This window comes from Fervidicoccaceae archaeon, from assembly GCA_038878695.1.
Classification (GTDB): domain Archaea; phylum Thermoproteota; class Thermoprotei_A; order Sulfolobales; family Fervidicoccaceae; genus JAVZVD01.
In genome coordinates, this window is sequence record JAVZVD010000001.1 from 79,174 (window position 1) to 105,084 (window position 25,911).

35 protein-coding genes and 1 tRNA gene are annotated in these 25,911 nt (G+C 61.8%); 13 read left to right on the plus strand and 23 right to left on the minus strand.

Features of this window, described 5'->3' with window-relative positions:
• Position 1: 1 nt before the first annotated feature.
• The 5 genes from QXU97_00465 to QXU97_00485 form a co-directional block, all read right to left on the minus strand.
• Positions 2 to 883 carry a DNA-directed RNA polymerase subunit D gene (locus tag QXU97_00465; GenBank protein MEM4035086.1) on the minus strand — a complete coding sequence of 294 codons (882 nt, stop codon included), beginning with the start codon at positions 881 to 883 and terminating at the stop codon, positions 2 to 4.
• Positions 884 to 904: 21 nt separating this feature from the next.
• The gene (locus tag QXU97_00470) at positions 905 to 1,306 is read right to left on the minus strand and encodes a 30S ribosomal protein S11 (protein MEM4035087.1); all 402 of its coding nucleotides are present in this window, start codon (positions 1,304 to 1,306) and stop codon (positions 905 to 907) included.
• Between the two features lie 26 nt (positions 1,307 to 1,332).
• A complete protein-coding gene (locus QXU97_00475; GenBank protein MEM4035088.1) occupies positions 1,333 to 1,845 on the minus strand; it encodes a 30S ribosomal protein S4 in 513 nt (170 codons plus the stop codon).
• Between the two features lie 7 nt (positions 1,846 to 1,852).
• Positions 1,853 to 2,317, minus strand: a complete 465-nt coding sequence (locus tag QXU97_00480) for a 30S ribosomal protein S13 (protein ID MEM4035089.1) — start codon at positions 2,315 to 2,317, stop codon at positions 1,853 to 1,855.
• Positions 2,318 to 2,379: 62 nt separating this feature from the next.
• Positions 2,380 to 2,691 (minus strand): 50S ribosomal protein L14e, encoded by a 312-nt coding sequence (locus tag QXU97_00485; GenBank protein MEM4035090.1) that lies wholly within the window; start codon positions 2,689 to 2,691, stop codon positions 2,380 to 2,382.
• A 114-nt stretch (positions 2,692 to 2,805) separates the two neighbouring features.
• Between QXU97_00485 and QXU97_00490 the strand changes: the two genes are divergently transcribed.
• The 5 genes from QXU97_00490 to QXU97_00510 are packed head-to-tail and all read left to right on the plus strand — an operon-like array spanning position 2,806 to position 5,412.
• Positions 2,806 to 3,078: a 50S ribosomal protein L34e gene (locus QXU97_00490; protein MEM4035091.1), complete on the plus strand. Its 273-nt coding sequence runs from the start codon at positions 2,806 to 2,808 to the stop codon at positions 3,076 to 3,078.
• 53 nt (positions 3,079 to 3,131) lie between these two features.
• The gene (locus QXU97_00495; GenBank protein ID MEM4035092.1) at positions 3,132 to 3,695 is read left to right on the plus strand and encodes a cytidylate kinase family protein; all 564 of its coding nucleotides are present in this window, start codon (positions 3,132 to 3,134) and stop codon (positions 3,693 to 3,695) included.
• A 40-nt stretch (positions 3,696 to 3,735) separates the two neighbouring features.
• Complete coding sequence (locus QXU97_00500; protein ID MEM4035093.1) at positions 3,736 to 4,107, plus strand: hypothetical protein; 372 nt, start codon at positions 3,736 to 3,738, stop codon at positions 4,105 to 4,107.
• On the plus strand, positions 4,037 to 4,816 hold the full coding sequence (locus tag QXU97_00505) for an RNA-guided pseudouridylation complex pseudouridine synthase subunit Cbf5 (protein MEM4035094.1): 780 nt from the start codon (positions 4,037 to 4,039) through the stop codon (positions 4,814 to 4,816). The genes QXU97_00500 and QXU97_00505 overlap by 71 nt, the downstream gene beginning before the upstream one ends.
• Positions 4,813 to 5,412, plus strand: coding sequence for a methyltransferase (locus QXU97_00510; protein MEM4035095.1), 600 nt, complete (start codon positions 4,813 to 4,815; stop codon positions 5,410 to 5,412). The genes QXU97_00505 and QXU97_00510 overlap by 4 nt, the downstream gene beginning before the upstream one ends.
• On the opposite strand, the gene QXU97_00515 is transcribed toward QXU97_00510, so the two are convergent.
• Complete coding sequence (locus QXU97_00515) at positions 5,376 to 6,377, minus strand: SIS domain-containing protein (GenBank protein ID MEM4035096.1); 1,002 nt, start codon at positions 6,375 to 6,377, stop codon at positions 5,376 to 5,378. The genes QXU97_00510 and QXU97_00515 overlap by 37 nt on opposite strands.
• A gap of 92 nt (positions 6,378 to 6,469) precedes the next feature.
• Here QXU97_00515 and QXU97_00520 point away from each other — a divergent pair, with 92 nt between their 5' ends.
• Complete coding sequence (locus QXU97_00520; protein MEM4035097.1) at positions 6,470 to 6,736, plus strand: transcriptional regulator; 267 nt, start codon at positions 6,470 to 6,472, stop codon at positions 6,734 to 6,736.
• A gap of 55 nt (positions 6,737 to 6,791) precedes the next feature.
• Here QXU97_00520 and QXU97_00525 read toward each other — a convergent pair whose 3' ends face one another.
• The 8 genes from QXU97_00525 to QXU97_00560 form a co-directional block, all read right to left on the minus strand.
• Positions 6,792 to 7,829: a type II glyceraldehyde-3-phosphate dehydrogenase gene (locus QXU97_00525; GenBank protein ID MEM4035098.1), complete on the minus strand. Its 1,038-nt coding sequence runs from the start codon at positions 7,827 to 7,829 to the stop codon at positions 6,792 to 6,794.
• Between the two features lie 9 nt (positions 7,830 to 7,838).
• Positions 7,839 to 9,095 carry a phosphoglycerate kinase gene (pgk, locus tag QXU97_00530; protein ID MEM4035099.1) on the minus strand — a complete coding sequence of 419 codons (1,257 nt, stop codon included), beginning with the start codon at positions 9,093 to 9,095 and terminating at the stop codon, positions 7,839 to 7,841.
• 95 nt (positions 9,096 to 9,190) lie between these two features.
• Positions 9,191 to 11,221 carry an acetate--CoA ligase gene (acs, locus tag QXU97_00535; GenBank protein ID MEM4035100.1) on the minus strand — a complete coding sequence of 677 codons (2,031 nt, stop codon included), beginning with the start codon at positions 11,219 to 11,221 and terminating at the stop codon, positions 9,191 to 9,193.
• Positions 11,222 to 11,354: 133 nt separating this feature from the next.
• Positions 11,355 to 12,431 (minus strand): aspartate-semialdehyde dehydrogenase, encoded by a 1,077-nt coding sequence (asd, locus tag QXU97_00540; protein MEM4035101.1) that lies wholly within the window; start codon positions 12,429 to 12,431, stop codon positions 11,355 to 11,357.
• 28 nt (positions 12,432 to 12,459) lie between these two features.
• Positions 12,460 to 13,149 carry a Kae1-associated kinase Bud32 gene (locus QXU97_00545; GenBank protein MEM4035102.1) on the minus strand — a complete coding sequence of 230 codons (690 nt, stop codon included), beginning with the start codon at positions 13,147 to 13,149 and terminating at the stop codon, positions 12,460 to 12,462.
• A complete protein-coding gene (gene kae1, locus QXU97_00550; protein ID MEM4035103.1) occupies positions 13,137 to 14,177 on the minus strand; it encodes a KEOPS complex N(6)-L-threonylcarbamoyladenine synthase Kae1 in 1,041 nt (346 codons plus the stop codon). Before kae1 ends, QXU97_00545 begins: the two co-directional genes overlap by 13 nt.
• A complete protein-coding gene (locus tag QXU97_00555; protein ID MEM4035104.1) occupies positions 14,141 to 14,311 on the minus strand; it encodes a 30S ribosomal protein S27ae in 171 nt (56 codons plus the stop codon). Before QXU97_00555 ends, kae1 begins: the two co-directional genes overlap by 37 nt.
• Before the next feature lie 7 nt (positions 14,312 to 14,318).
• The gene (locus QXU97_00560) at positions 14,319 to 14,696 is read right to left on the minus strand and encodes a hypothetical protein (GenBank protein MEM4035105.1); all 378 of its coding nucleotides are present in this window, start codon (positions 14,694 to 14,696) and stop codon (positions 14,319 to 14,321) included.
• A 118-nt stretch (positions 14,697 to 14,814) separates the two neighbouring features.
• Here QXU97_00560 and QXU97_00565 point away from each other — a divergent pair, with 118 nt between their 5' ends.
• The 5 genes from QXU97_00565 (at position 14,815) to psmA (ending at position 17,997) form a co-directional block, all read left to right on the plus strand.
• Complete coding sequence (locus QXU97_00565; protein MEM4035106.1) at positions 14,815 to 15,465, plus strand: 50S ribosomal protein L15e; 651 nt, start codon at positions 14,815 to 14,817, stop codon at positions 15,463 to 15,465.
• Between the two features lie 51 nt (positions 15,466 to 15,516).
• Positions 15,517 to 15,969 (plus strand): RNA-binding domain-containing protein, encoded by a 453-nt coding sequence (locus QXU97_00570; protein MEM4035107.1) that lies wholly within the window; start codon positions 15,517 to 15,519, stop codon positions 15,967 to 15,969.
• A gap of 4 nt (positions 15,970 to 15,973) precedes the next feature.
• A complete protein-coding gene (locus QXU97_00575; protein ID MEM4035108.1) occupies positions 15,974 to 16,600 on the plus strand; it encodes a hypothetical protein in 627 nt (208 codons plus the stop codon).
• Positions 16,597 to 17,082 carry an Rpp14/Pop5 family protein gene (locus QXU97_00580; protein ID MEM4035109.1) on the plus strand — a complete coding sequence of 162 codons (486 nt, stop codon included), beginning with the start codon at positions 16,597 to 16,599 and terminating at the stop codon, positions 17,080 to 17,082. Before QXU97_00575 ends, QXU97_00580 begins: the two co-directional genes overlap by 4 nt.
• A 189-nt stretch (positions 17,083 to 17,271) precedes the next feature.
• The gene (gene psmA / locus QXU97_00585) at positions 17,272 to 17,997 is read left to right on the plus strand and encodes an archaeal proteasome endopeptidase complex subunit alpha (GenBank protein ID MEM4035110.1); all 726 of its coding nucleotides are present in this window, start codon (positions 17,272 to 17,274) and stop codon (positions 17,995 to 17,997) included.
• Here psmA and QXU97_00590 read toward each other — a convergent pair.
• The 5 genes from QXU97_00590 to QXU97_00610 all read right to left on the minus strand — a co-directional run bounded on the left by QXU97_00590 (position 17,987) and on the right by QXU97_00610 (position 21,186).
• Positions 17,987 to 19,042, minus strand: coding sequence for an isocitrate/isopropylmalate dehydrogenase family protein (locus QXU97_00590; protein ID MEM4035111.1), 1,056 nt, complete (start codon positions 19,040 to 19,042; stop codon positions 17,987 to 17,989). The two genes, psmA and QXU97_00590, sit on opposite strands and share 11 nt — an antisense overlap.
• A gap of 46 nt (positions 19,043 to 19,088) precedes the next feature.
• Positions 19,089 to 19,172 (minus strand) — tRNA-Ser (locus QXU97_00595).
• 64 nt (positions 19,173 to 19,236) lie between these two features.
• Entirely contained in the window at positions 19,237 to 20,250 is a 1,014-nt protein-coding gene (locus QXU97_00600) for a hypothetical protein (GenBank protein ID MEM4035112.1), read from the minus strand.
• Between the two features lie 19 nt (positions 20,251 to 20,269).
• Positions 20,270 to 20,710 (minus strand): Lrp/AsnC family transcriptional regulator, encoded by a 441-nt coding sequence (locus QXU97_00605; GenBank protein ID MEM4035113.1) that lies wholly within the window; start codon positions 20,708 to 20,710, stop codon positions 20,270 to 20,272.
• 98 nt (positions 20,711 to 20,808) lie between these two features.
• Positions 20,809 to 21,186 (minus strand): class II SORL domain-containing protein, encoded by a 378-nt coding sequence (locus QXU97_00610; GenBank protein MEM4035114.1) that lies wholly within the window; start codon positions 21,184 to 21,186, stop codon positions 20,809 to 20,811.
• 174 nt (positions 21,187 to 21,360) lie between these two features.
• On the opposite strand from QXU97_00610, the gene QXU97_00615 reads away from it, so the two are divergent.
• Positions 21,361 to 22,182, plus strand: a complete 822-nt coding sequence (locus tag QXU97_00615) for a radical SAM protein (protein ID MEM4035115.1) — start codon at positions 21,361 to 21,363, stop codon at positions 22,180 to 22,182.
• Here the strand turns inward: QXU97_00615 and QXU97_00620 are convergent.
• Complete coding sequence (locus tag QXU97_00620; protein ID MEM4035116.1) at positions 22,169 to 22,579, minus strand: secondary thiamine-phosphate synthase enzyme YjbQ; 411 nt, start codon at positions 22,577 to 22,579, stop codon at positions 22,169 to 22,171. The two genes, QXU97_00615 and QXU97_00620, sit on opposite strands and share 14 nt — an antisense overlap.
• An 89-nt stretch (positions 22,580 to 22,668) precedes the next feature.
• Between QXU97_00620 and QXU97_00625 the strand changes: the two genes are divergently transcribed.
• Positions 22,669 to 23,139 (plus strand): NUDIX hydrolase, encoded by a 471-nt coding sequence (locus QXU97_00625; GenBank protein MEM4035117.1) that lies wholly within the window; start codon positions 22,669 to 22,671, stop codon positions 23,137 to 23,139.
• Here QXU97_00625 and QXU97_00630 read toward each other — a convergent pair.
• The 3 genes from QXU97_00630 to QXU97_00640 all read right to left on the minus strand — a co-directional run bounded on the left by QXU97_00630 (position 23,117) and on the right by QXU97_00640 (position 25,823).
• Complete coding sequence (locus tag QXU97_00630) at positions 23,117 to 23,641, minus strand: hypothetical protein (protein MEM4035118.1); 525 nt, start codon at positions 23,639 to 23,641, stop codon at positions 23,117 to 23,119. The genes QXU97_00625 and QXU97_00630 overlap by 23 nt on opposite strands.
• Positions 23,642 to 23,645: 4 nt before the next feature.
• On the minus strand, positions 23,646 to 24,224 hold the full coding sequence (locus QXU97_00635; protein ID MEM4035119.1) for a hypothetical protein: 579 nt from the start codon (positions 24,222 to 24,224) through the stop codon (positions 23,646 to 23,648).
• 222 nt (positions 24,225 to 24,446) lie between these two features.
• The gene (locus QXU97_00640; protein ID MEM4035120.1) at positions 24,447 to 25,823 is read right to left on the minus strand and encodes a carboxypeptidase regulatory-like domain-containing protein; all 1,377 of its coding nucleotides are present in this window, start codon (positions 25,821 to 25,823) and stop codon (positions 24,447 to 24,449) included.
• Between the last annotated feature and the right edge of the window lie 88 nt (positions 25,824 to 25,911).

A 25,911-nucleotide genomic window follows, 5' to 3' on the forward strand; every position in this document is an offset into this window, starting at 1 on the left:
CTCACCCCCCAGCGCCTTCTCTCTCGATCTCCTTCAGCGAGGCCAGAGTTCTCAGGACCTTTCTCTTCAGCTCCTCGATCCCTCGCAGCACGATCAGGTCGCAGGGTAGGGCCCCCGTGCCCTCGATCTTCAGTATCCTCTTGGTTCCAGAGTACGTTACCTTGAGAGCTCCCGAGCACTTCTTCGCCTCGCAGTACCTCAGCAGCGAGGTGTTCCTGAACCTGGTCAACTCGATCGTGCCTCTGAGCTCTCTCCTAACGCGCTCGGCCAGCTCGCGGCTCAAGCCCTCGAGGCAGCCCAAGCACTCTTCGAGCTCTTTCTCGCTTACTCGGGAAAAGTCGAAGGTCACTCGAGGGACCGCCACGACGACTGCCACCGTGACAGGGCTCCATTTAGCGTGCTCCCTGCCGCGCCCCAGCCTAGCCTCGGCCTCCAACGCAATGCTCTGTCCCCTGGCCAGCTTCACGATGGGCACGCGGTCGTGCACCGGCCTCACGTCGGGGTCCTCGGGCTTCAAGTCGCCCGAGTACACTGTCAGCTCGTCTAAGTCGACGTTCTTCACGTCGAGGTAGAGCTTAGTCGTGCAATTCTCGCAATCGACGCACTCTCTACACTCTTCCGGGGGCCTGTACTTCCTCAGGGCCTCCTCGCTGCGGAGGGGGATCATAGCCAGCCTGTGGGCCAGGACCTCGTCGTGGAGCGCGCTGCTGTTCTCGAGGAACATGACGGCGCTCACTGCCATGGTGGGTACCTCCTCAATCACTGCTCTCCTCAGCGCCGCCAACAAATGCAGAGGCACTCCGTCGAAGAGCAGGCTGAGTTTATCCTCGCTTCTCTCCAGGACCTCGACTCTCCATCCTCCATCTCCGCTTTCTCCGCTCATCGAAGCCTCAGCTCCTCTGCGTCAGACTCTCCTACCCCGTCTTCCGCCGGGTCTCCTCGTAGTGTCGTGCGGTATCGGCGTCACGTCCTCTATTCTACCTATGACGAAGCCGGCTCTCGCTAGAACCCTAATGGCTGGTTGAGCTCCGGGTCCCGGGGTCTTGGGGCCGTGCCCCCCCGGGGCTCTGACCCTAATGTGTATCGCCGTGATGCCCTTATCCATTGCCTCTTTGGCCGCTCTCGCCGCGCAAAGCATAGCGGCATAAGGCGACGGCTTCTCTCTGTCGGCCTTGACCACCATTCCGCCGCTCACTCGAGCGAAGGTCTCGGCTCCGCTGAGGTCGGTTATGTGGACTATGGTGTTGTTGAGCGAGCTGTAGATGTGAGCCACGCCCCACTTGAGCTCTCTAGAGTGTAGCGACAATCGCGACCACCTTCTGCCTCACTACCTCAGGCGCTCGGCGCCGCGAGGACCCGCCTCATGGGGCTGTCGGGGAGCAGGTCCACGAGCTCCTCCTCTTCGGGCGAGACGAGGCGGCCGGGGCTCCTCACCCTCCTCCCACCGATGCCCACGTGGCCGTGTACTATGAGCTGCCTAGCCTCGTGAATGGTCCTCGCCAGCCTCTTCTTGTAGACCACGGTCTGGAGCCTCCTCTCGAGCACGTGCTCGGCCGTGATAGAGAGCACGTCGTCGAGGCTCGAGGCCTCGCGGAGCAGACCGAGCTTGCGCGTGACCAAGTCGAGCAGCCTCCTCTCCTCTACGGCTCTGACCTCGAGCGGCAGAGCCAACAGGCTTCTGGCTCTATGCCTCAGCCTCCTAGCCAGGCTAGCGGCGGCCCAGAGCTCGCGCTTGTTCCTGAGGCCGTACCTCCCCATGAGCTCGAGCTCGTGCTGTAATCTCTCCTTGATCCACGGGTGGCCGGGTCTCTCCCACTTTCTCTTAGGCTTCTTCGGATCTCCCATGGCGCCCTCACTTCTTGGCCTTGCTCTTCTTCACGCCAACGGTCGGCCCGAATCTGCCCGTGGTCGCGGTCCTCTGCCCTCTCACTTTCAGGCCTAGCGCGTGTCTTATGCCGCGCCAGCTCTTTATCTTCTTCTCTCGCTCTATGTCCTGTCTCACCTTGAATATTAGGTCAGCACCGACGAGGTGTAGATCTTCTCCGCTCTCGTAGTCCTTTCTCCTATTGAGCATCCAGCTAGGGACGCCGTACTTGGACGGATCGAGCACCGCGTCCTCCAAGGTCGCCAGCTCGGCATCGGTGAGCTCGCCTATCTTCCTCGTCGGGTCCATCCCGAGCCTCCTGACGAGGGCCGCCGCTAAGTTCACGCCGATCCCCTTGATGCTCGCTAAGCCGTGGACTACGTCTAGTTTTCCCTCCAAGTCCACGCCGGCCACTCTGACTATGTGCCTAAATTGTTGAGAGCTCGAGGACACCCGGCGCACCTCCTCGCCATCGGGCACGGTCCTATGCTGCCGCGCTTAAAAAGCTGAGACCGTCACCGTGCTCCCCCGAGAAGCTGAGGTCTCGGTCCGATCTTAACGCGCTGCCGCATGTAGTCCAGGAGCCCCGCTCTCTCTAGGGTCTCCCTCACGATCTCGTCGCCGGCCCCCCTGGGCAAGTCGATCTTCTTGTCGGTGGGCTCCAGGTGCTCTATGTTGACTCTCCGCCTCCTGACCCCGCTCAATTCCTTGGGGCCCGTCACTAGGACAAAGTCGTCATCTATTATGTCGACTACCACGCACTTTCTCCCGGCTTCGCGCCCGAGCGTCTTCACGCATATCCTACCGACTTCTATTATCGCGGGCAATCTCCTAGCACCGCCTCTTCGGCCCTTGGAGGGGTAAGGCTCTTAACCACTCTCCGAGGTGAACTCGCGCCAGCTAATTAACTCTCGCCGCGATCAATCGCTCAGGTGACGCCCTTGCCCAGGCCCTCGTACAGGACGAGCAGCCTGGCTAGGGTCCACGTGAGGGTCCCGAGCGGAAAAACCGTCGTGCGTTACCGAGCGAGGAAAGCCGGGAGAGCCCAATGTTGTGTCTGTGGTAGAGAGCTCGCGGGGGTGCCGGCTCTGAGGCCGAGCGAGCTCAGGTCTCTGTCTAAGACCTCGAAGAGGCCGGAGAGGCCGTACGGCGGGGTCCTCTGCCCGGCGTGCCTGTCGAGGGCGATCAAGGAGGCCGTGCGGGCCTCGAGCTAGGTTGCGGGAGGGCTCAGTCCTCCGAGGGCTCGAAGTCGCGGGAGATGGGGGCGTTGAGGCGGCGAGGCCTTATAATCGCGGTGAGCGGGAGCGCCGGCAGCGGTAAGACCACGTACGCGGCGCATCTATCCAAAGAGCTAGGCCTAAAGCTCGTCAGCGCCGGGAAGATCTTCAGGAAAATTGCCGAGGAGAGAGGGCTCACGCTCGAGGAGCTCAACAGAGAGGCCCTGGAGAGTCCGAGCGTTGATTTCCTTATCGAGTCGGAGGTCATCAGGGAGGCGTCGAGCGGCGGAGCGGTCATCGAAGGGCACCTGGCGGCGTGGGCCGTGGCCGGCGTGGCCGATCTGCTCGTGTTCCTCGACGCACCTCTCGAGGTGAGAGTCTTGAGGATCGCCTCGAGAGAGGGTAGACCCCTCGGCGAGGTCGTCGTCGAGACCACGAAGAGAGAGCTCCTCGAAGCTCTGAGGTACAAGAAGTTCTATGGGATTGACGTTACGGATCAGGGGTTCTTCCACGTGAAGCTCGACACCTCCCTAGCAAGCGAGGAAGAGATTAAGGAGACCTTGACGGACCTCGTTAAACGCATCCTGAAGCTCGGCGCCTCGACTACACATTAATTCTCCGCCCGCCCGATAAAAGTCGGCGGGTGAGAGAGGAGTGGACGCGGAGGAGGCGCTCAGGAACATAGATCGCCTGGTCCACGGCTTCTGCGGCGAGAAGAAAGAGTGGGTGGTGCTGATCGACGAGCAGCTAGATCCCGAGCTCGGGGTCTCGCCGACGGAGAGGAGCCTGAACGATCTCCTGAACCTGGGCGTGATCAACGTCGATAAGCCCCCGGGGCCCACCAGCCACGAAGTCGTCGCGTGGATCAAGAGGATGCTGGGCGTGAGCAAGGCCGGCCACGGGGGGACCCTCGAGCTCGGCCCCGCGCGAGCGGGTCGAGCGGGGAGACCCCAAGGTGACCGGCGTCCTCCCGATAGCTCTCGGCAGAGCCACGGCAGTGATGAGAGTCGTAATGGGGTCGGATAAAGAGTACGTGTGCGTTGCGCAGTTGCACGGAGAAGTCGACGTCGAGGAGATAGAGAGAGTGGCTCGGTACTTCACGGGTCTTATATATCAGAGGCCTCCCGTTAGGTCAAACGTCAAGAGGACCCTGCGAGTGAGGAGAGTTCGCCGCCTCGAGGTCCTGGAGAAGGTCGACAGGCTCGTCCTCGTGAGGATCTCGTGCGACGCCGGGACCTACGTTAGGAAGCTGTGCCACGACATGGGAGTGCTGCTGGGGACGGGGGCCCACATGCGCGAGCTGAGACGCACGAGGAGCGGGCCCTTCTCGGAGGATACGTCGCATACGCTGCACGAGATAAGCGAGGCCGTCTATGCGTGGAGGTGCCTGGGCGAGGAGGAGATGCTCAGGAAGATCGTTATGCCCGTCGAGGTGGCCGTGTGTCGCCTCCCTAAGATCGTGCTTAGGCAATCCGCCGTGGCGGCTGTGGCGAACGGAGCCTACTTAGCGATCCCCGGAGTCATGGCATTCACCAGAGACGCGAAGAGGGGGTCGATGGTCGCTCTGATGACTCCGAAGGCTGAGCTCGTGGCGCTCGGGAGAATCGAGGAGAGCCCCGAGGCTCTGGCCAAGCGGGGGCGGGGCGTGGTGGCTCGCCCCGAGAGGGTGATAATGTCGCCCGAAGCCTACCCTCGCGCCTGGAGGAGCTCGGGAGAGCTGGGCCGAAACCCTTGATCGAGCACTACTACTCGCCGAGGCCTCCGAGGGGTAAGCTGAGGCTGATACTAGATAGCGTCGCCGGGATCCAGCTCAAGCTCTATACGTCTAGCGGGGTCTTCTCCTCGAGCAGGATAGATCCGGGTACGAGACTACTCCTGGAGCATCTCGTTGTCCCCCCGGAGGGCGCGGTCCTAGACCTAGGCGCTGGGATAGGCGTGATAGGAATCTTCGTGGCCAAGGCGAATCCGCGTCTGACGATCTACATGAGCGACGTCAATCGGAGGGCTCTGGAGCTCGCGAGGCTCAACGCTAGAGCTAATAACGTTGAGGAACGCGTAAGAGTGGTGGAGTCGGACGTATACGATGGATTGAGGGGCCTCAGATTCGCGGCCGTGTACTCCAACCCTCCTCTCTCGGCCGGGTGGAGAGTTGTCGAGAGGATGATACTCGAGGCCCCCGGGGTGCTCGAGGACGAGGGCTTCATGCAGGCTGTCTTCGCTCGAGGGGAGAGGAGAGCCATCGAGCTGGGCTCGCGCGTCTTCGAGTCGGTCGAAGTGCTCAAGCGTAAGTCCGGCTACGCGGTCCTCCTCTTTCGAAGACCCTCTCGCTGATCGAGAGCTCTTCTATACGCGTTGATCTCCGGTGTCTCGACTGGATCCACCCCCGCCGCCTCGGCGAGCTTGATGCTCGTCAGACCCGCTATCCAAGCCCCCCTCAGCATCTCCTCGAGGAGGCTTCTACCTCTCAGCCTCCAGAGCGCCGGCTCAGACCCGACCGCTTCGGCGAAGCTCTCGACGAGAGCCTCGCACTCGGTGGCGCGGTGGCCGACTATTCCGATGAATTTGTAATCCCGCTTAGACGCTCTGGCCCAAGCTACCACGGCGTTGTGGCCGGCGTTTGGGAGAGTCTCCAGCAGCGAGAGCCTCTTGGAGTTCTCGGCCAGCTCCTCGCGCAGCCTCGTCGCCACGACCTCGTAGGGATCGCAGCTGAGTAGCACCGGCGTGGAGCTCCCGATGACCTCAGCGAGCTCTCTCGACTCCTCCTCGGCTGATACCACATCTGCGAGAGCCTCGTCGGCTCCACTGAGCTCGGGACTTACTCTCACGCCGACGGCCTCTAACGCCCTCAGGCTGGCCGAGAGCATGAGGGGTAGGCTAGCGCGGGGAAGAAGCCCCCCCGGTAGCCTGACCACGGGGAGGCCTCTCTTCTCCAGCAGCTCCAGCAGAGGGCCTCCCGACGTTACTCCGATCACTCGAGCTCCTAGCCTCAGGGCGCGCTCCACCGAATGCAGCGTCTCGAGCGTCCTGCCCGAATAACTCAGGGCGAGGACGAGGGTTCTCTCGTCTACGGGCCCGGGCAGCCCGAGAGACCTGTGAGATATTATTAGGGCCTCCACCTCGCCCCACCTCGCCAACGCCGAGAGGAACGCGCCAGCCGAGCCGGAGCCCCCGACTCCCACAGCGTAGATTTTATCGTAGTCTCCTCTCAGAGCCTCCACGCGCTTGTCAACGAGGGAGGAGCCCGCGATGTAGAGCTCGCGCCACTTAGCGTAGGCTTCTAGCAGTCGCGAGGGCAAGCGGTCCCGCACTCCACAAAGGCTTGAGCAGGGGGTATAGCTTTATATCAAGCTGTTTGTACCCAATTGAGGGCCCGAGGTGCCGTCCCTCGATGTCGCGCGATCGCGTTATCGGCTTCTCCCTCATCGCGGTGAGCGTTCTCGTCGTGTTCTTCTACATCTACGCGCTGTTCACTGAATATGCCTTGATCGTGCTCAAGCTCACGGCGGCGGTGGCGGTCGCCGGCGTCTTCGGGATACTGGCCTGGATAGGCTACACGCTCGCCACGACGCCCCCGCCTAAGCCCGTAGAGGAGATAGAGAAGGAGATAGAACAGGAGCTCAAAAAGCTGGATGCAGAAGAGAAGACCTCCTCGTGAGCCCGAGAATTTTCCTTAAGCGAAAGGTTTGAAAATCCGCCTCTCGAGCGAGCCCTCAGGCGATCTCGTGTAGGTAGCCGCGCTTCAGCCCCAGAGCCCTATCGGTTTTCTCTATAGACGCCGCGGCGCTCACCTCGAGCCGAGTCGAGGCTCTTACCGCGTCCACGTTCTCGGGGACCACTATCGATTCTTGATGGACGCTCTGCGTCAGAGAGACTTCGTCCCCATCGACCCAGATGCTCTCCTCCCACACGATCAGCTCCGGCACGTCGTAGCGCCTCCTGCCGTAATCTCTGAAGAACTCCACGAGCTGTCCTGTGCTGATTATGCTCGTCGCCTCGCTGCTCACTACCAGGATCCTGGGGGTCTCGAGGAAGAGCTCCACGAGGTCGCGCTTCTCGACTCTCCTCTTGAGCTTGAGCGTGACATGATGCGTGTGCATGAGAGTGGTCGGCACGGCTATGGCCGCCGTCACGATGTCGATCCTCGGCATCACCGACTTCACGTCGAGGCCGTGGTGACTCGGGACCTGAGGAGGGTCGAGCACGATGCTGTTGATGGGGCCTCTCGCGTGCTCCTTCGGGTCTGCGCCGCGCCTAACTATGAAGGCTCTGGCCTTCTCGAGCCCGAAGGCCCTGGCCACCGTGCAGAGCAATCTGAGGAGGCCCGTCGTGTTGCACGAAACGACTCGTATGCTGCTCTTGCCGAGCGCCTCCTCGTAGTTGCAGAAGGAATTGAACGATATCTCGGCTACTCGAGCCTTCTCGCCGCCCTGAAAGACGGCCCTCACGCCCCGCTCGGCGTAGATCGGCTTGTACTTCTCGCCCACTCCTCCCGGGGTTGCGTCGACGATCACGTCAACCGATCTCAGCAGGTCGTCGAGCGTCCCTTTGACCTTGATCCCTCTCTCCTCGAAGTCCTCCGGCTTGCTCCCGGCTACATAGATGTCGTAGCCGCGGGACCTGGCGATGAGGGCCTCGTAGTCCGGCTTGGTCTTGGCTACCCCCACGAGCTTCATGTCGTCCTGAGCAGCGATCGCCTCAGCGATCCTCTTGCCTATCGTGCCAAATCCGTTGACTCCAACGCGCACCATCGCCAAGCCTCAGCACCTCCACCCTAAGAACCTCTTCGCAGAGAGCTTCAGGGCTTCGAGAGCCGGGAGAGGCTCGCCGGTCAATAGGCTTATCAACGCTCCGCCGCCGGTGCTTATGTGAACGTTGGGTTTATCTCGGAGCCCGAGCTCCTCGGCCACCATGCCGATGTGGCCCCCGCCTATCAAGAGGAGCGCCCCCGAGCTCGCCGCAGCCTCAACGAGGGCTCTGGTCCCCCTCCTATATCTTGGATCTTCCACGACCCCCGCCGGCCCGCGCATCACGACTACTTTGGCTCTTCGGATCTCGTCCGAGTAGGCCTCGATCGTCTCCTCGCCGATGTCACGCACGAGACCCTCCACGCTCCTTGAGGAGCAGCTAGCTATTTCGCTCCCGCGCTCCACTACGAAGTCCCTCGGCAGTTCCACCGGGGCTCCTCTCTCCAGCAGCCTCCTCGCCGCCTCGAGGAGACGCGGCGCTCCGGCCTTCTCGAGGACCCTATAGTTCTCGTGACCCAAGCGGGCGCCGGTGGCCTGCAAGAATAGCTCGGCGACGAGACCTGTCGTGAGGATCTTGTCGGCTACCTTCTTCTCGGCGAGCTTCTCGATCAGCTTCACGCTATCCTCGAGCTTGCTCCCGCCTAACACGAAGACCTTAGGGCTCATCGACGGATCGAACGCTCTGCTCACCGCCTCGAGCTCTTTCTGCAGCAGTCTGCCGGCCGCCGAGGGCAACACAGCCGGGAAGCCCACCACGCTGGCGTGGCTTCTGTGGGCCGAGGCGAAAGCGTCGTTCACGTAAGCATCAAAGAGTTTGTAAAGTCGCTTAACGAAGAGGGACCTGGCGTGGAAGTCAGGATCGCCCTCGATCGATTCCTCCGAGAGAACGCGGAGATTATCTAGGAGCAGAAGCTCTCCTCTCTTCAGCTCTTTTATCGCGTTTCTGGCCGCAGGCCCTATCACATCGTCGACCCACCTCACCTCTCTCCCGACGAACTCGCTCAAGGCTACGGCATGAGCTCTGAGCTCAACGAAGTCGCTCGAGCCCGGTCTCCCCTGATGCGACATCGCTACGACGCTGCACCCGCGCTCTATTAGCTCTCTCAGAGTTGGCACGTGCGCCCGTATCTTCCCGGGATCTAAGATCTCGCCGGTCTCGGCATCGATGGGGACGTTGATGTCAAGCCTCACGAGAATTTTCTTCCCGTCGGGCTCTATGTCGTCGAGAAGAGGGACGGACAAGCCGCGTATGTTCGAGGCGCTCTGCACGCCCCGGATACCCCCCAAGTACGTCCACTAGCTGGGGGGAAAAATCTCCGTTTGTTTTCTCCTCGACGGTGCGCGACCGGGTCGATCTCGGCGCTTTACGCGACCGTAGCGCCTCTCAGCTCCTCGAGGGCGACCCTAACCTCCTCGAGAGCGGTCTCGTCCTCTATCGTGGAGAGATCGCCGGGGGGCCGCCCCGTCGCGATCGCCCTCAACACTCTCCTCATTATCTTGCCGCTCCTCGTCTTGGGGAGCTTCCTCACGAAGAAGATCCTCGATGGGATGGCCACCGGACCGTATTTCCTCCTGACCCATTCTCGAAGCTCATCCGCGACCCCGCTCGAGGGCTCGAAGCCCTCCTTCAGTACGACGAACGCTATAGGGACCTCGCCCTTTATGGCGTCCGGCACGCCGACTACGGCCGACTCGGCCACCTTGTAGTGAGAGGCTATGATGCTCTCCAACTCGTAGGTTCCGATCCTGTGCCCCGCCACTTTAAGGACCTCGTCTGCTCTGCCCAGCACCCAGATGTAGCCATCTCTATCTTTTATCGCGTAGTCTCCTGTGTAAAACCAGCGAGTTCCGGGGAACTTGCTAAAGTATACCCTCGCGTAGAGCTCCGGGTCTCCCCACACGCCCGTCGGGGGACCCGGCATCCCGGGCCAAGGCCTCTTGATGACGAGATATCCCTTCGTCTCGGGCGGGAGGCTCTCGCCCTTCTCGCCGACGACGTCCGCCTCCACGCCGGGCAGGGGGAGGCCGTTGGTGCCCGGCTTCAGGGGGATGAGAGCCAGGCCGGGGGCGTGGCTTATCATTATGCCCCCTGTCTCGGTCATCCACCACGTGGAGCCCACGGGACAGCGCTTCTCGCCCACGACCTCGAAGAGCCAGCGCCACGCCGAGGGATTTATCGGCTCCCCAACGGTGTGGATGATCCTCAGAGTGCTCCGATCGTGTCTCTTGACGTATTCGTCGCCAAACCTCATGAGCATTCTGACGGCCGTGGGCGATGTGTAGAATATCGTGACGCCGTACCTCTCGATTATGGACCAGAACCTATCGGGCTCCGGGTAATCGGGGGCTCCCTCGTACATCACCACGGTGGTTCCCTCGATGAGGGGGCCGAAGACCACGTACGAGTGCCCCGTTATCCAGCCTATGTCGGCCGTGCAGAAGTACACGTCCTCGTCGCGAACGTCGAAGACAAACTTCATAGTGGCGTGAAGTATCGTAGCGTAGCCGCCGTTGTCGTGTATTATGCCCTTGGGCTTTCCCGTCGTGCCCGACGTGTATAGAACGAAAAGCGGGTGGTCGCTCTCGAGGGGCTCGGGCTCCACGTAGGCCGATGTGGGAGCTCCACGTAACAGATCATCGTACCACCAATCTCTGCCCTCAACCATGTTGACCTCATTGGAGTTCAGCCTTTTGACCACGATGACGTTCTTGATGCTTGGACAACGCTCGACCATCTCGTCGGCAACGCTCTTGAGCCTCACGACTCTGCCGCGCCTGTAGAAGCCGTCGGCGGTCACCAGGAGCGTAGCGCCGAGGTCGTTGATCCTCGCTGCCGCCACCTCGGCCGCGAATCCGCTGAATATCACGGTGAAGATCACGCCGAGCCTAGCGGCCGCCAGCATGAATATGGGAAGCTCCGGTATCATGGGCATGTAGAAGGCTATTTTGTCTCCCTTCTTCAGTCCGAACTGCTTCTTGAGCACGTACGCCGTTCGATTTACGGCTCTCCAGAGGTCGTAGTAGGTGAGCTTGACGACCTCCTTCGGCTCGCCGTGAGGATCGACGGGCTCTCCCTCCCATATCAGAGCTAGCTTGTTCTTCCTCCATCCGCGAACGTGTCTGTCGAGGGCGAGATACGATAGATTGATCTTGCCGCCAACGAACCATCTATAGACGTGCTCGTGCTCTCCCGGCTCGATGACCCTGCTCCACGGGGCGAACCAATCGAGCTCCCTGGCGATCCTAGCCCAGTGCTCCTCGTAAGCCTCGAGGCTATTGGCGTGCAGCTCCTCGTAGGCCTCGATCCTCACGTGCTTGCCTCGCCAGTTCTCGAGCTCTATCTTCTCGTCGAAGGGTAGCGTGGCCTCTATGGGGGACGCGTCGCGCTCCTCCAAAAACGCAGCACCGTTTCCCTCCGCTAGGACGCGTTTAATAAGTGAATTTAGATAATTTAAATCTCTCAAATTCTCAAGCAACTAATATCTCAATTTTAATCGTTAGTAGTCTATCGATCGCTAATCGAGATTCTCAGACCACGAGCCCGAGCTTTATCAGCAGCTCGGCTATGAGCAGGCCAGTGCCGGCAGCTCCCCGCACGAGATTGTTGCCCAGCACCACCATCTTGAAGCCGTTCTCCAGAGCCCGATCGAGTCGGAGCCTACCCACGACGACGCTCATGCCCGAGCCCTCGCTCCTATCGAGCCTCGGCTGAGGCCTGTCGACCTCCCTTCTAACGACGATCGGCCTGGACGGGGCCGATGGGAGTCCCAGGCCTCGTATCTTGTTGGCGCTGAAGGACTCGAGCGCTTCAATTACCTCCTCCGGCGAGGCGCTCCTGCTCAGCTCGACGAAAACGTTCTCGAGGTGGCCCTCTAACACGGGCACGCGGTTGCACGAGGCGCTCACGCGGACAGAAGCCGGCGAGACCTCGCTCCCTCTCAACACCCCCAAGACCTTCGGAGCTTCTCTCTCTATCTTCTCCTCCTCACCCTCTATGAACGGCACAATGTTATCTATTATCGACATCGAGGGGACCCCTCTCAGGCCCGCCCCCGACACAGACTGCATGGTCGAGACTATGACGCGCTTGAGGCCGAACTCGTCTAAGAGGGGCTTCAGGGCCAGCGTCAATATCGCCGTGGTGCAGTTCGGGACCTTGAGTATCCCTCCGCCCCACCCTCGCCTCCTGTGCTGTTCCTTTAACAACTCGACGTGATCGGCGTTTACCTCGGGGTTGAGGAGAGGAACGTCCGGGTCCAATCTCATGGGGCTCGCGTTCGAGACTACATATATGCCGGCTCGCGCAAGCTCCGGCTCTATGCGCTCAGCGTCATCGGGCGGCAGAGCCGAGAATGCTATCGATATTCCCCTGCGCTTCAGCTTCTCGACCGACGTCTCCTCGACCAGAGTGCTTGAGAGCTCCTCTGGTACGCATGATTCGCCGCACCAAGCGACCTCTCGATAGGGTTTCCCAACGCTCTTCTCCGAGCCCGTGAGGGCCACTATCTCGAGCCAAGGATGACGGGCCGCGAGCTCGACGAACTTGTGGCCCACGAGGCCGCCGGCTCCTAGGACGGCCACGGGGATCTTCAAGGCGAGAGGCACCGACGCCGGTTCTCGGAGCTCAGCCCCCTTAAATCTCAGCGCCTCGAGCCGGAGCGGCCCTTCTCCTCTCCCTCACATACCTACCCATTAGAGTAAGCCTAGAATAACTCTCGGAGATTTCCTCCCAATCTCTGAGGCCCTCGCTGTAGCTCTCGAGAAAGGACCTCATGAACACTTCTTTGAGCGAGGGGTGCGTGCTCGAGACGGCGCGCTCGAGCACTCTGATGTCCACGGCCTTATCCTCCGGTCTGCCGCTGTAGTACGAGAGACCGAAGTCTATGAGGTAGAGGGGGCCCTCGTCGGATACGATGACGTTCGACGTAGTGAGGTCGCCGTGGATTATATCGGCGTTGTGGAGGCTCCTCACGACTTCTCCAAGCTCGCGCGCTCTCTCCTCGGCCCACTCCGGGCTCCTCGCCCCCAGCTCGTCGCGTAGCAGGGGGCCACGCAAATATTCCATGACTATGAGCCCCCTCTCGGGATCGACGTAGAGGGGGAGAGGGGCTCTTACTCCGGCTCTGCTCGCGTCAAACAGTATTTTGGCTTCTTGCACGGTCCTCTTATATACCAGTCTCCTCGCCAGCCTCGAGTCCATATATGGCTTAAGGAATCTGATCTTCACCACGACCCTCCTGCCCATATAGGTGGAGAGGTAGAGGTTAGACTCCGCTCCCCACGCGAGGGGCTCGAGGGGCCGAGGCCACTTTAGGCTCTCCACGGCACCTCGACCTCATCTACTCTCCACCTCTGCGCGACGAGAGCCTTCTCGGGGTCAACCCGCACGCCGCGGAGGTGAGCCAGGACCCCGGTCCACGCGATCATAGCACCGTTATCGCCCGCGTACTCCGGGGGTACGCCGTAGAACTTCGCCCCGTGCGACTCTGCCATGACCTTGAGCTTCTCCCGAAGCTGCTCGCTAGCCGCGACGCCGCCGGTCAACAGAACCTCCTTCTTCCCCGTGTGGGCCAGGCCTCTCTCCGCCACTTCGGTGACCATGGAGAAGCTGATCTCGACGAGGCTTCGGCAGATCTCGGGAAGGCTCGAGGGTCTCTCTCTCAGCATCTTGAGAGCCGCGGTCAGCAGACCAGAAAACGAGACGTCCTGGCCCTTAACGACGTAGGGCAGATCGAGCAGCTCCTCCCCACGCGCCTCGCTGGAGCAGAGGTGAACCACGTGAACTCCCCCCTTCACGTAAGGAGGCGCCAGGCCCGCCTCTCGGGCGAACGTGTCGAGCAGGTTCCCCAGCGCCACATCGAGGGTCTCGCCGAAGGTCCTATACTTACCCTCCTTGAATGCTATCACCGCGGTGTTGCCGCCCGAGACATAGACTACGAGAGGATCCTCGAAGCCCGACAATAGAATCCCTATCTCGATGTGGGCCACGGCGTGGTTGACCGGAACGAGAGGCTTCTCGTAATACGCGGCGAGCGCTCTGGCCACCGTAGCCCCAACTCTAAGGCAGGGGCCCATGCCGGGCCCGAGCGCCACGGCCACGGCGTCTATTTCGTCCATTCCGAGCCTCGAGGCCTTGAGAGCCTCCTCGAGCACGCCCGGGGCGTTCTCGGCTAAGAACCTCGAGGCCTCCCTCGGGTGAATGCCCCCGGAGGCCGGGACGTATCTCCTATTGACGTTGGCCAGGAGGTGAGGAGGTTTATTGCTGGCGACCCCGACCCCGATCGTGTGAGCCGTCGACTCTATGCCTAGGACGATCACTTCCTTGTCTCCAGGAACTCCGTGTAGCCGCATGCTCCGCAGTGCCACCTAGCTACGGGCTTTTCGTGGCGACCCATTATATTACCACATCTGGGGCACTTCTTGTTCTTCAACCTTATCTTACCGGTCTTATAGTCGAACTCATAGAGCTTGTGGACGTGAGCCAAGACCTCCTCACGCTCTCTTGCTCCTCTCCGCGTTCCTCCTCACGACGTGCTCGGGCTCGATCTTCAGAGCTAGCTGAGCGTCGTCGTATACGTGCACCGTGGCTCGCGAGACCGCCGCTCCGTACTCCGTCAGGAGCCTCCTAATATAGAGCCTCTCGATCTCGACCCTCAGCACTTTAGCTAGCAGAGCCCTTAGCTCCGCCAGAGGAGGAGTGCCTCGGCCCGCGTGGTGTATCGCGAGGACGTACTCGGTCCTCCCCAGGAGGTTGTTCCTCTTCTCGCTCACCACGACAGCGCTTAGGTCTTCGCTTAAGCGAAGCGCCGGGGCCTCTTCCGCTCGCAAAGCGCAGCGCCTCGATTTCTGGCTCTTCCTCGACGTCTCCACGATGAGGGGCTCTCGGCTCTTAAAAATCTGGCGGAGCGGCGGAAATTTGATAAGAGCGGGCGCGCGATTCCTCGCGAGCTCGGGGAAATGGCGCGAGCGCCGGCGGAGATGGCCGAGGATGACTAAGTCCGCGTACCACTACATGGGTGAACTGTGGAAGCGGGAGATCAAGGGGGAGGAAGAGCTGAGGGAGCTAGTTAAGCAGAGGCTAATGCAGTGGAGGCGAGAGCCCTCGATCGTGCGCGTCGACAAGCCGACGAGGATCGACAGAGCGAGGGCCCTCGGCTACAAGGCCAAGGTCGGAGTCGTCGTGGTCAGAGTTAGGGTCAGAAAGGGGGGCAGGAGGAAGGAGAGGCCCAACTCCGGGAGGAGGCCGAAGAGGATGGGAGTCTACGGCTACGCCCCGGCGAAGAGTCTGAGGCTCATAGCCGAGGAGAGGGCCGCTAGGAAATACCCAAACATGGAGGTCCTCAACAGCTATTACGTGGGCGAGGACGGGGTGCACGAGTGGTACGAGGTCATATTGGTGGACCCGAATCACCCCGCCATTAAGAGCGACCCGGAGCTCAAGTGGATCGCCGAGCCGGCCAATAGGAGGAGAGTCTTCAGAGGGCTGACTAGCGCCGGCAAGAAGATGAGAGGGCTCAGGAAGTCGCGGGGCCTGAGAGGGACTGTCAAACAAAAGTGGAAGAGGAAAGCCAGAGAGAGGGAGGAGAAGAGGAGACACGAGGCAAGCCGAGGAGCGAGGGTCGTCGCCCCCTCCGAGTAGACTCTAAATAAGCCGCTCACGCTTACTCGAGGCTGGCGGCGAAGAGGCGCCGTGACGAGTGGAGCTAATCGGGGCTGCCGCGCCTCGTCCCTCGAGATCGCGGTCATTCAACACGCCACCGAGAGCAGAGAGAAGATACTCGCCGCTCTCGCGCTCATTCTACCTCCCCCCCTCATGTCCGCGGCCCGCGCGGAGGAGCGCCGCATCGAGGGCCACTACGGCAATCCCATCTCGTACTTGAGGTGGAGGCTCGAGGGAGAGAAAGCGTGCGAGGTCCTCGAGATCCTGGCCAGAGCGCTGGACGAGGCCTCGAGGTCTCTGCTCAGAGCGACCGCGAGAGAGAGGGTCGAGGGCGCCTCAACTCTCCACCTCAGGCTCCACAAGCACGAGCTGGGAAGAGGAAGAGCCGTCCTGTGGGAAGGCGACGAAACGGTGAAGATCGTGGCGAGATTCCGGAGCCGCAGAGCTCTCGACGAATTCATTGAGCGTCTCTCGAGCGTGTAGAACCTTGTGGGTGGACCTCTACGTTCGACCCGAGGACGAGGCCGAGCTCGAGGAAATGCTCTCTCTCCACAGGAGAATGGGCTACAAGATCGTCGGAGTTGACAAGGGATTCTTGCAGACGAGGGGAGAGGTCGCGCTGATCGCCTCTCGCGAACTCGGAGTCAAGATCATCCCCGTGGAGGTCTTAGAGCCGCGCAACGTTGGAGAGGCCAGAGCCGCTCTGAGGAGGGTGAGGAGAGGAGAGCTGACCCTCGGGAGGCCTCGCAACCCTCAACTGTTCAGGCTCTTCTCCCGCGACAGTAGAGTAAGAGTCCTAGAGGTATGCCCCAAGCTCTCGTGGGGGATAGACGCTCCGGGAGCAGAGCTCATGAGGCGAGGCTCCACGGTGATCGGGGTCGACCTATCGCTCCTGCTCGAGAGGGTCGAAAGGCTGGCCTGGCTCTCGGAGCTCATAGCGAGGGCGACGAAGCACGCCGTTCCCCTGACCGTCTACAGCGGAGCGAGGACGTGGGACATGCTTTGGCACCCAGCGCACGTCAGGGCTCTCGTAGAGTCGCTCGGCTTCCCCGGCTCTCTCGCCGCTAGCGCTCTGAGGCCAGCGTTCATCGAGTTGACGGAGCTGAGAGCTTGAGCCTCGAGCTCTACTTGGCTGCGACGGCTCTCGCCGCCTCCACAGTGAGTCTGGCTCTAGCGCTCAGGAGCCGAGGCCTCTGCGGCCGCGCGATGAGGGCGGTCAAGGAGATCGCGGCCGCGCTAGAGGGAGTGGGCTCGCGGCCTCTCCGCGCCCCCCTCGCTAGGAGGAAGAGATACGTCGTGTTCAGAGCGGTGAGCTCCGGTCCTCTGAGGCCGGAGGAAGTCGAGAAGGCCCTCGAGGCCTCGCTCGCGGAGCTCTTCGGGAGGCCGGCCCTCGCCGAGAGCAGACTCGAGCTCGTCTTCTACGATGAGAAGACCGGCTATGGCGTCCTCAGAGTAGCCAGGGCCTGGAGGAGCCGCGTTCTACTCGCCACGGCTCTGGCGAGGAGGGTCGGCGAACGCAGGATCTTCGTGGTCCCCGTCAAGATCACGGGAAGCGCGAAGAGAGCCAGAGAGCTCGTCGCTGAGCTGACCAGATAGCGCTTCCGTTTATTACCGTCCTCCGCGCTAATATCGAGCGGAGACCCCCGGTCGATGATGAGGCCGCTCCAGTGAACGAGGCCACGGCCAATGAACTCCTCGCGACGATCTGAGCGCGCTTCGAGCCGAGGAGTCAGCATTTAATAAGGCGGCGCTCTGCAACCGTTGCCGGGGGAGGGGCGAAGCGGAGTGGCGTTCTCGCCGATGGTCATGGGATATGATAGGGCTCTCACCATATTCTCCCCCGACGGTAAGCTGTACCAGGTCGAGTACGCCTTCCAAGCCGTGAGGCAGGGCTGGAGCACCCTGGGCATTAAGGTGGCCGAGGGAGTGGTGCTGGCTGCCGAGAAGGCCCTCTTCAAGGAGCTCGTCGAGGTGAGGGAGCTCGAGAAGGTCATGCCGCTCGACTCGCACATAGGCATAACGTTCGCGGGCTTCGGCAGCGACGGCCGAGTCCTGATAGATTATGCGAGGGTGCTCGCGGTTAGGCACAGGCTCCTATACGGCGAGCCCATACCCGTCGAGTTTCTCACGAAGAGCATAAGCGACATTAAGCAGGCCTACACGCAGCACGGCGGCGTCAGGCCCTTCGGGGTCTCGCTCCTGATAGCCGGCGTCGACGCCACGGGCCCCCACCTCTTCAAGACCGATCCGGCCGGCCAGTACTTCAGCTACAAGGCCACCGCCATAGGCAGAGGAGAGCAGAAAATAGAGGAGATCATAGAGAAGAAGTATAGAGAGGACCTGCCTCTCGAGGAAGCGGTCCTCCTCGCCGTGGAGGCCTTGAGGAGCTCCTCCTCGGAGGAGCTGAAGCCTAGGAACATAGATATCGGCGTAGTCCCCTGTTCGACGAAGCAGTTCAGAAAGCTCGCCGAGAAAGAGATAGAGAATTTGATGGCTAAGCTCAAGAAGTAGAGCCGAAGAGCTCCCCCAATAGCGCGAGAGAGAGCCTTTTCACCTCCTCGGCCACCTCGCGAGTCGAGGCAGAGCCTCCCAAATCGGGCGTGAGGGGGCCTCCTCTCTCGACGAGACGCCTCATCGCCCTCTCGAGAGCGGAGGCCGCCCTCCTCAGCTTCTCGTCGCCTCGAGACTCGGCTAAGTGCTCCAGCATGAGGGCTGCCGCCTTGAGCTGGCCGAGCGGGTTGGCCACGCCTCGCCCAGCTATGTCGGGGGCCGTCCCGTGGACCGGCTCGAAGACGGCGATCCTATCGCCTATCTGAGCCGAGCCGCAGAGGCCCAGGCTGCCCACGAGCGCTGCGGCCACGTCCGATAGAATGTCTCCGTAGAGATTTGGAGATACTATGACTCCGAAGCGATTGGGGCTCCTGACGAGATTGTAGGCGGCCGAATCCACGATCATCTCATCTACCTCGAACGCTCCCGCGTAGCTCGAAGCCTCTCGTAGGAAGACCTCTCGGAACAGACCGTCGGTCTCCTTCATTACGTTGGCCTTGTGGACCACCGTCACTCTCTTGTAGCCCCTCGACGCGGCGTAGCGCAGAGCGAAGCGGGAGACCCTCCTGCTCCCCTCCTCCGTGATGACTTTGAGGGAGAACGCCGAGCCCCCGTGCCTCCCCTCGATCCCCACGTAAAGGTCCTCCGTGTTCTCTCGAATAATGACGAAGTCGAATCTGCCTATGGACACTCCCTCGTAGCTGGCGAAGGGCCTGACGTTGGCGTAGAGATCGAGCTCTCTCCTGATCAACAGATTGACGCTCCTCGGGCTCTCGGGTCCGGGCGGCGTGTGGAGAGGCCCCTTGAGTATGGCGTCCAGCTCTCGAGCTCTATCGAAGAATCCCTCCTCGAGTAGTCTCCCAGTCCTCTTATAGAGCTCGTAGCCCGCCCTCAGCTCGACGAGCTCTAGGTCTTCCGCTAACTCGACCAACACGCTCAGCGCCGCGTCGACTATCTCGGGACCCACGCCGTCTCCCCTGATGTAGCCGACGCGGTACCTCCTCAAGGCTTCAGCCCTCTGGCCGCTGTGGCGGAAGAGCTTAATCTACGCGCGCCGGGGGCGGGATTCGAACCCGCGCGGGCGGAGACCCACCGGCTCTCAAGGCCGGCCCCTTGGTCCGCTCGGGCACCCCGGCGCCCTCGCCGCACTCTGGGGGAACGGCTAATAATATCCCCTTCCTCTCCTCGCGGGATTCGAGGTCAGGTTAGAGTTAGGAGGGCGAGCGCTCCCACGACCGCCTGGAGCGATAAGATGAAGGCAACGACCCCCCTCTCCGTTGCTCTACCCCTCAATCTCCTCAGGGCGACGAGCGCCGCGTGAGTGAGACTGTAAATTTTGTCATAGGGGGGGTCGAGAGAGCCGTCGGGCCTGGGGATCCCGAAGTTCTCCTTATAGACTCCGTTGGCCAGCCCGCGGAGGAAGAGAGCGAGCTCAACGAAGTAGAGCGAGAACAGAGCGAGCCCGAACTTCTCGAGGTTCCCCAATATCACGAGGCTCGCATAGTAAGCGCCGAAGCCGTAGGTCAAGCTGTTCCCCGGGAAGACTCTAGCCGGGTACCTATTGTAGAGGAGGAAGGCCGCGAGCGACGATGCGGCCAGAATCGAGCCGACGAGAGGCAGCTCCAGCCCCTTGACGAGCGAGAAGGCCGCGAGGAAGACGCAGAGCAAGAGCCCCATGCCGGCCTCGAGACCGTTGTAGCCGGCTATCATGTTGAAGGCGTTGCTCGCTCCCACGACCCCTAGGGGGACCGCCGCGAGGGGGTAAAGCAGGCCGAGGTCCGTGGGGCCCGCCAGGGGGAGGTCGATCACCGAGGTCCCCGCTTTTATCACCACGAGGGGGATAGCGAGGGGCGCCGTGAACGCCACTCTCTGCCAAGCTCTCAAACCTCTCTTCCACCCCAAGATGTCGTCGAGGAAGCCGAGGAAGCCGGCCAACAGGAGGAGGAGGGCCAGCGCCATGTAGCTCTCCGAGTCGCTCGAGCCCTCTAGGTATCTCCGCATAGCGATGAGGGTCAGCACCCCGAAGCTGAGGCCGATCGCGACCCATACCCCCCCGGCCTCGGGGACCTCGCGAGGCTCTAGCTTGTTCATGTCCCTACCGACGAGTTTGACTCTCCTCGCCGCCTCGACCCACCACCTTAGACAGAGCAAAGTGACGGAGAAAGAGACGCTCGCCGAGGTGACTAGAGAAGCAGCGCCCGTCAGCGACGCCAAGTCTGGCCCCTCGAGCCTCTCAGGCTTTGTAGATCCCCGTTACGACGGCGGGACACACTCTCTTGACGCCGGGCAGCTCGGAGATCTTCTTGGTGATCGAAGAGAGCTCCTCGAAGTCCCTCGCCCAAATGATCGCTATTATCGCGTGGTCTCCGCTCGTCATCGCGAGGTACTTGACGCAATCTATTGACTTCAGCTCCTCGAGCACTCCTACGAGGCGCTCGGGCTCGACGTCTATGCCCGTTATCGAGACGACCTCGTAGCCTAGCTTCCGCGGGTCGACTCTGACCGTGTAACCCTCTATGACGCCGAGCCTCTCGAGCTTCCTCACCCTCTTGAGCACGGCCACGTCGCTCAAGCCTAGATCGCGCGCTATTCTAGAGAAGGGGGTTCTGGAGTCTCTCAAAAGAGTCTCTATTATCTTCGCGTCTATTTCGTCGACCTTAGCTCTCCTGGCCAACGCAATCCTCCTCGAGTCTCCTCGATGGGACACGCCGAAAGGCGATTAACATGAAAGAAGAACAAAAGAGTTCTTTTTTTTTTTTTTAAGTGGAGAGCTCAAGCCGTCACTCTCACTTCTCTGCCGGCCTCCCAGAGCCCGTGCAAGTTGCAGTACTCCACAGCGTAGATCGTGCCACTCCTCGAGAGTTTGAGCGTCATTTTGAGGACGGGCTCGGCGTAGACCGGGGCCAAGTCGATGCTAGTCACGAGGATCGGATTGAATGGCCTCCCCTCCTCGTAGAAGTAGACCTCGATCCTCCTTATCGAGTGCTGCTCGGTATTGGGGTGAGGGCCCACCTTAATCTCGACCTCGAACGGCTCGCCCGCTCTCACGGACTCGGGCGCCGTTATCTTGGGCGTGTGGCTCTCGACCTTCGAGAGAGCCTCGCCCGAGGCCCTCTCGGGAGAGTATATGAGTTCTCCGAAAGCTTTCATTTATTTTGCTCACCTACGAGTTAGTTTTGCTCTCTGAGGATATAATAAGCTCAGCGACTCGAGAAGCGCGATCGGTGGGGATCCTCGCTCGAGGGCTCTCGGCGGCACGCGAGGGCTCTCAGGCCCTTCGACCCGTGGAGCTCTCCCCTCTGCACCTGCCCGCCTAAGCTCGTTCTGAATCTCTACACGGGGTGCGGCCACGGTTGCCTCTACTGCTACGCCAGGTTCTACGTCTCGAGATTCGACGAGCCCAGGCTCAAGGAGAAGATCGCGCAGATGCTCGCCGAGGACTTGGCCCGGCTGAGGAGCGAGGCTCTAGTCGAGCTAGCCACGAGCACGGACCCCTATCAGCCTCTAGAGTTTAGGCTCTCCGCCTCGAGGAGATGCCTCGAACTCTTGAGCTCATCGAGGGCTCGCGTCCTGATAACCACGAAGAGCGATCTCGTCCTCAGAGACCTCGACCTGCTCGGGAAGATGAGGGGCAGAGTGGCCGTCGCGATAACCGTGACCACGCTCGACAGACGAGTCGCCTCTATCCTCGAGCCCGGGGCCCCTCCGCCTGAGAGGAGGATCAGAGCCATCGAGCTCCTCTCTCGAGAAGGGATCCCGTCGGTCGTCAGAATAGACCCGGTGATCCCGGGCGTGAACGACGACCTCGACGAGATCGAGGCGCTCGTCGACAGAGCGGCTAGAGCCGGAGCTCTCCAGATCACGTCATCTACTCTGAAAGCCAAGAGCTCTCTGCTCGAGAAGCTCTCGCGCTCGTTCCCCGGGGCTCGAGCCGAGCTCGCCGAGCTCTACGTCGAGAAGGGGGTCAGAGTGAGAGGCTACCTCTACGCGGACTCCGGCTGGAGGCTCCGCGTGTTGAGGGAGATCAAGAGCTTATCCGAGGAGAGGGGGCTCGTCTTCAAGGTCTGCAGAGAGGGTCTCCCGGGCCTCGCGTCGACGGGGTCCACGTGCGACGGCTTCGGCCTGATAGATCTCATTCCCCGATGACCGTTACGTGAATTCTCCTGGTCCTCGGCCCGTCCAGCTCGATCAGCAGGAGCTCTTGCCACGTGCCTCTGACGAGTCTTCCGCTCTCTATCGGCAAGATCGCCGAAGAGCCCAGAGTCAAGGAGGCCAAGTGGGCGGAGGCGTTGTCGTCGACCCTGTTGTGCTCCCATACCCCATCGTCTGGGAAAGCCCGCGATATCCACGCGAGGACGTCCCGCCTCAGTCCCTCCTCGTCCTCGTTGACGACGAGGGCTGCCGTGGCGTGGGGGACGTGAACCAGGCAGAGGCCCCTCCGGACCCCGGCCTCTCTCACTATCTCCTCGACGAGCTCCGTGACGTTGATCGTTTCCCTTCGAGCCCTCGTCGCCACTCTCAGCTCTCTCTGCTCGATCCTCATGAAGGGCTCCCCGGCCCCGAGCGCGGCTGAGGAGAGCCGACTTTTTAGGCTTGGCGCGCCAGCTGCTCGCCGCGAGAGGGTCCTCTCCATTGAGCTGTCGTCCTCAAGTCGGAGTGGGCGTGCTCGTCTTCGATGAGAGGGGCAGGATACTCTTGGTCAGGAGAGGCCACCCCCCGGGGGCGGGGCTCTGGAGCCTGCCCGGCGGCAGAGTAGAGGAGGGCGAGAGGGTATTCGACGCGGCGAGGAGAGAGCTCTTGGAGGAGGCCGGGATCGATGGGGAGCCCAGAGCGATCGTGGACGTGAACGAGCTCGTGGTGAGGAGGCCGAGCGGCGAGCTGGCCTACCACTACGTGCTGCTGGCGGTCCTCGTCGAGCCGAGGAGCCTCGAGGCCAGGCCGGGCGGAGACGCCGTAGAGCTCGATTTCTTCGAGGTGGAGCGAGCCCTAGCGCTCCCCGACCTCAGCCCCAGCACGAGGGCTCTCTTGACGAAGATGCTCTCCGGCAGGAGGGCCGAGATCTCGCCCGTCACCGTCCAAATCACCGAGGCTCCGATATCCTGAGCTCGAGCACGTTCGCCCTCGAATGGACCGAGAGCCTCTCGCCGAAGGCCGCTCTCGCGAAGCCCGTCAACATCTCCGCGAGCATCGCCCCCTCTCGCCCCTCCGGGAGCCCTATCACCACTCTCGTCTCGCCACTCACGCTTAGCATGATCCTCCTCCTGCCAACGAGGAGGCTCGCGAGCTTGACCAGAACCTGCTTCGGGTCTGGGGATCTCTCCCTCGACGAGGCGATCCTCCACAGCATCTCTCCGAGCGCCGCCGCCTCTCCCCCGTCGAGAGGAGGAGGGCAGAGCCTGAAGCCCATCGTCGTCAGGTCGCCGATGAGAGCGAGCTCGAGCGCAGCGTCGACCGGGTCGGGGTAGCCTGAGCTCTCGAGACTAAGATAAGCCTCGATGAGTCTGTTCGTCAAATTGTACAAGCTAACCCCGATCCTCCTCGCCGCTCTCAACAGCTCCGACGCTAGCTCGGCGTCGGCAGCTAAGACCTTCCTACTGCTCGGCAAGCTCTCAGCCCCTCCTCTCGTAAGATAACACGAGGGCTCCCGGGCCCAGCTCCTCCTCCGTCTCAACGTAGCCGAGCTCCGAGAGAAGCCCCCTGAGGAATCTGGCTCCGAGCTCGAGGCTCTTCTTGGACCTGCCGTGAGCCACCACGACGATCCTCAGCGAGGTGCTCCCGGGCTTCACCGCCGCCTCGGACGCGTCGGGGAACACCGCTCTCACGATCGCGGCCAGCTCCTTTTCCGAGGGAGCTCCACCGAGCGCGTAGACCGCTCCCACGCTTCTTCCGAGCCTCTCGGCCTCCTCGAGGGCCTCTTCTCTCTTCCCCTCGAGGAGGGAGTTCAACACACCGAGGGGAACCAGAGCTAGACCGAGCCTCGAGAGGCTCGATACAGCTTTGTAGTCCAGCTCGATCCTCTCCATATCGCCGTGAGCCAAGAGCAGGAGGTTACAGCCGTGCTCGGCGACTCTCCTGAGGACTTCGCGAAAGGGTATGCCGAGACTCTCGCCGGCTCTCCTCAGCTTATCGACGAGCTCAGCGCTCATCGGTACTAGCACGACCCTCCTCGAGCTCGGCAAGACCGCCACCGGGACGAGGTCTCGGAGTTCTACGAGTCTACAATTATATATGAGATTCGCTCGCGTCCGGCATCTCTCCCGAGCGCTGGGCCGAGGAGCGTTCTCTAAGCGGGGAGCTCGGGAAGACCTAGGTAACACGATCGAGCTAGGTCCTTTGGAGGCGGAGAAGAGCTCGGGGCGCGCCCCGAGCGCGACTCCGCTGGAAATAAAAAAGCTGGGGGAATTCTTCTCTCAAGCGGATATTTTCCTGTAGATGAAGATCAGGGCGACTACAGCGATTATCAGCGCTATTACGCCCACGGCCACGGCGGCTTGAGCCAGGCCCTTGGCCCCTTTCAGCTCGCCGACGCTGGCGCTCAGGCTGCTCACGGTCTTCTGGAGATCGCCGACGGTCTTCTGGAGATCCGAGACCGTCCCGCTGAGGTTCTGCAGAGCGTCGACGCTCTTAGCCAGCGAGCTCACCTGCCCGGAGATCGCGTCGACCTTGGACTTTAGGTCGGCTATCGAGGCGTTGATGGCTTTGGCCTGCTCTACCCCGGCGGCCTGCAGCGCGTTTACCGTGGCGTTGAGGGCCGCTAGGCTCTCGGAGAGGGCCTCGAGTTGGACCTGGAGAGAGGCTATGGTCGCGTTGAGAGCCACGATCTGAGCCACCGTGGGGGCGGGGGTCAGCACGATGAAGTCGGCCTTGGCCTCGGCCGACTCCGCCGCCCTCGTCGCCTCGACCGACACGGTGTAGATGCTGTCGACGCCGGTGACCGGCAGGCTCGCCGTGCCTAGGTACGCCTTATCGGCGGCGCTGTAGGCTAGGTCGATCGATATCGGCGGGAGCCCAGCGGCCTCTCTTATAGGGCTGGTCAAGTAGGCCTTGGCCGTCGCGTCCCCGATCGGGGTCCCTCCGTACGTCACGACGGCCATTATCGTCAGCTTATCGCCCTCTCTCGCCACTCCGGCTAGAGGCTTCCCGTCCTTCAGCAGAGTTATCGAGGCGATCTCCAGCCTGGGCTTCTCGAGCGTCAAGACCACGCTGAGCGTGGCCGGGAGAGCGTCGACCTTCACGGTCTTGCTGACGCTGACGTAGCCGGGGGCGCTGGCCGTCACGACGTAAGTCCCGATCTCCTTCAGCTCTACGGAGAACCCGCCATCTGCTCCGCTGATCGCGGAGGCCACGAGGATCCCGTCCCTCGTGACCGTTATCGTCGCTCCCGCTATCGGATTCCCGGCCGCGTCGACGACATTGCCTCTCAGCGTGGCGAAGGGGGTGGCGAACTCGACGCTGAAGCTGACCTCTTCTCCCGTGGCCGTGTCCTTGACCGTTACCTTGTAAGTTCCCAAAGGCACCGTGGCTGTCGGCGTCGTCGGGAACCTCATCACGTCCTTGGCGAAGGCGCCGTCGGCTCCGGCGGTCACTTGGTCTAACGCGACGAGGCCCGTCGGGCCCTCGACGACTATCGAGACTATGGCGTTGGGCGTGGCCGCGCCCGCGACCCTCAAGGTCTCGCCGGGATAGTACGTTTGCTTGCTCGGGGCGGCCGTGAGGGCCAGAGCGGCGGGGGCTAGCAGCAGAGCCGTCAGAGCCAATAGCGCGATGACTCCTAGCTCTCTCCTCATTACCATTGCCTCCTCGCACCTCGAGCGGGGTCTCTCTCACGGGGTTCATTTAAGGTAAACGGGGCCTCTTCGGCCGAGCTCGGCCCTC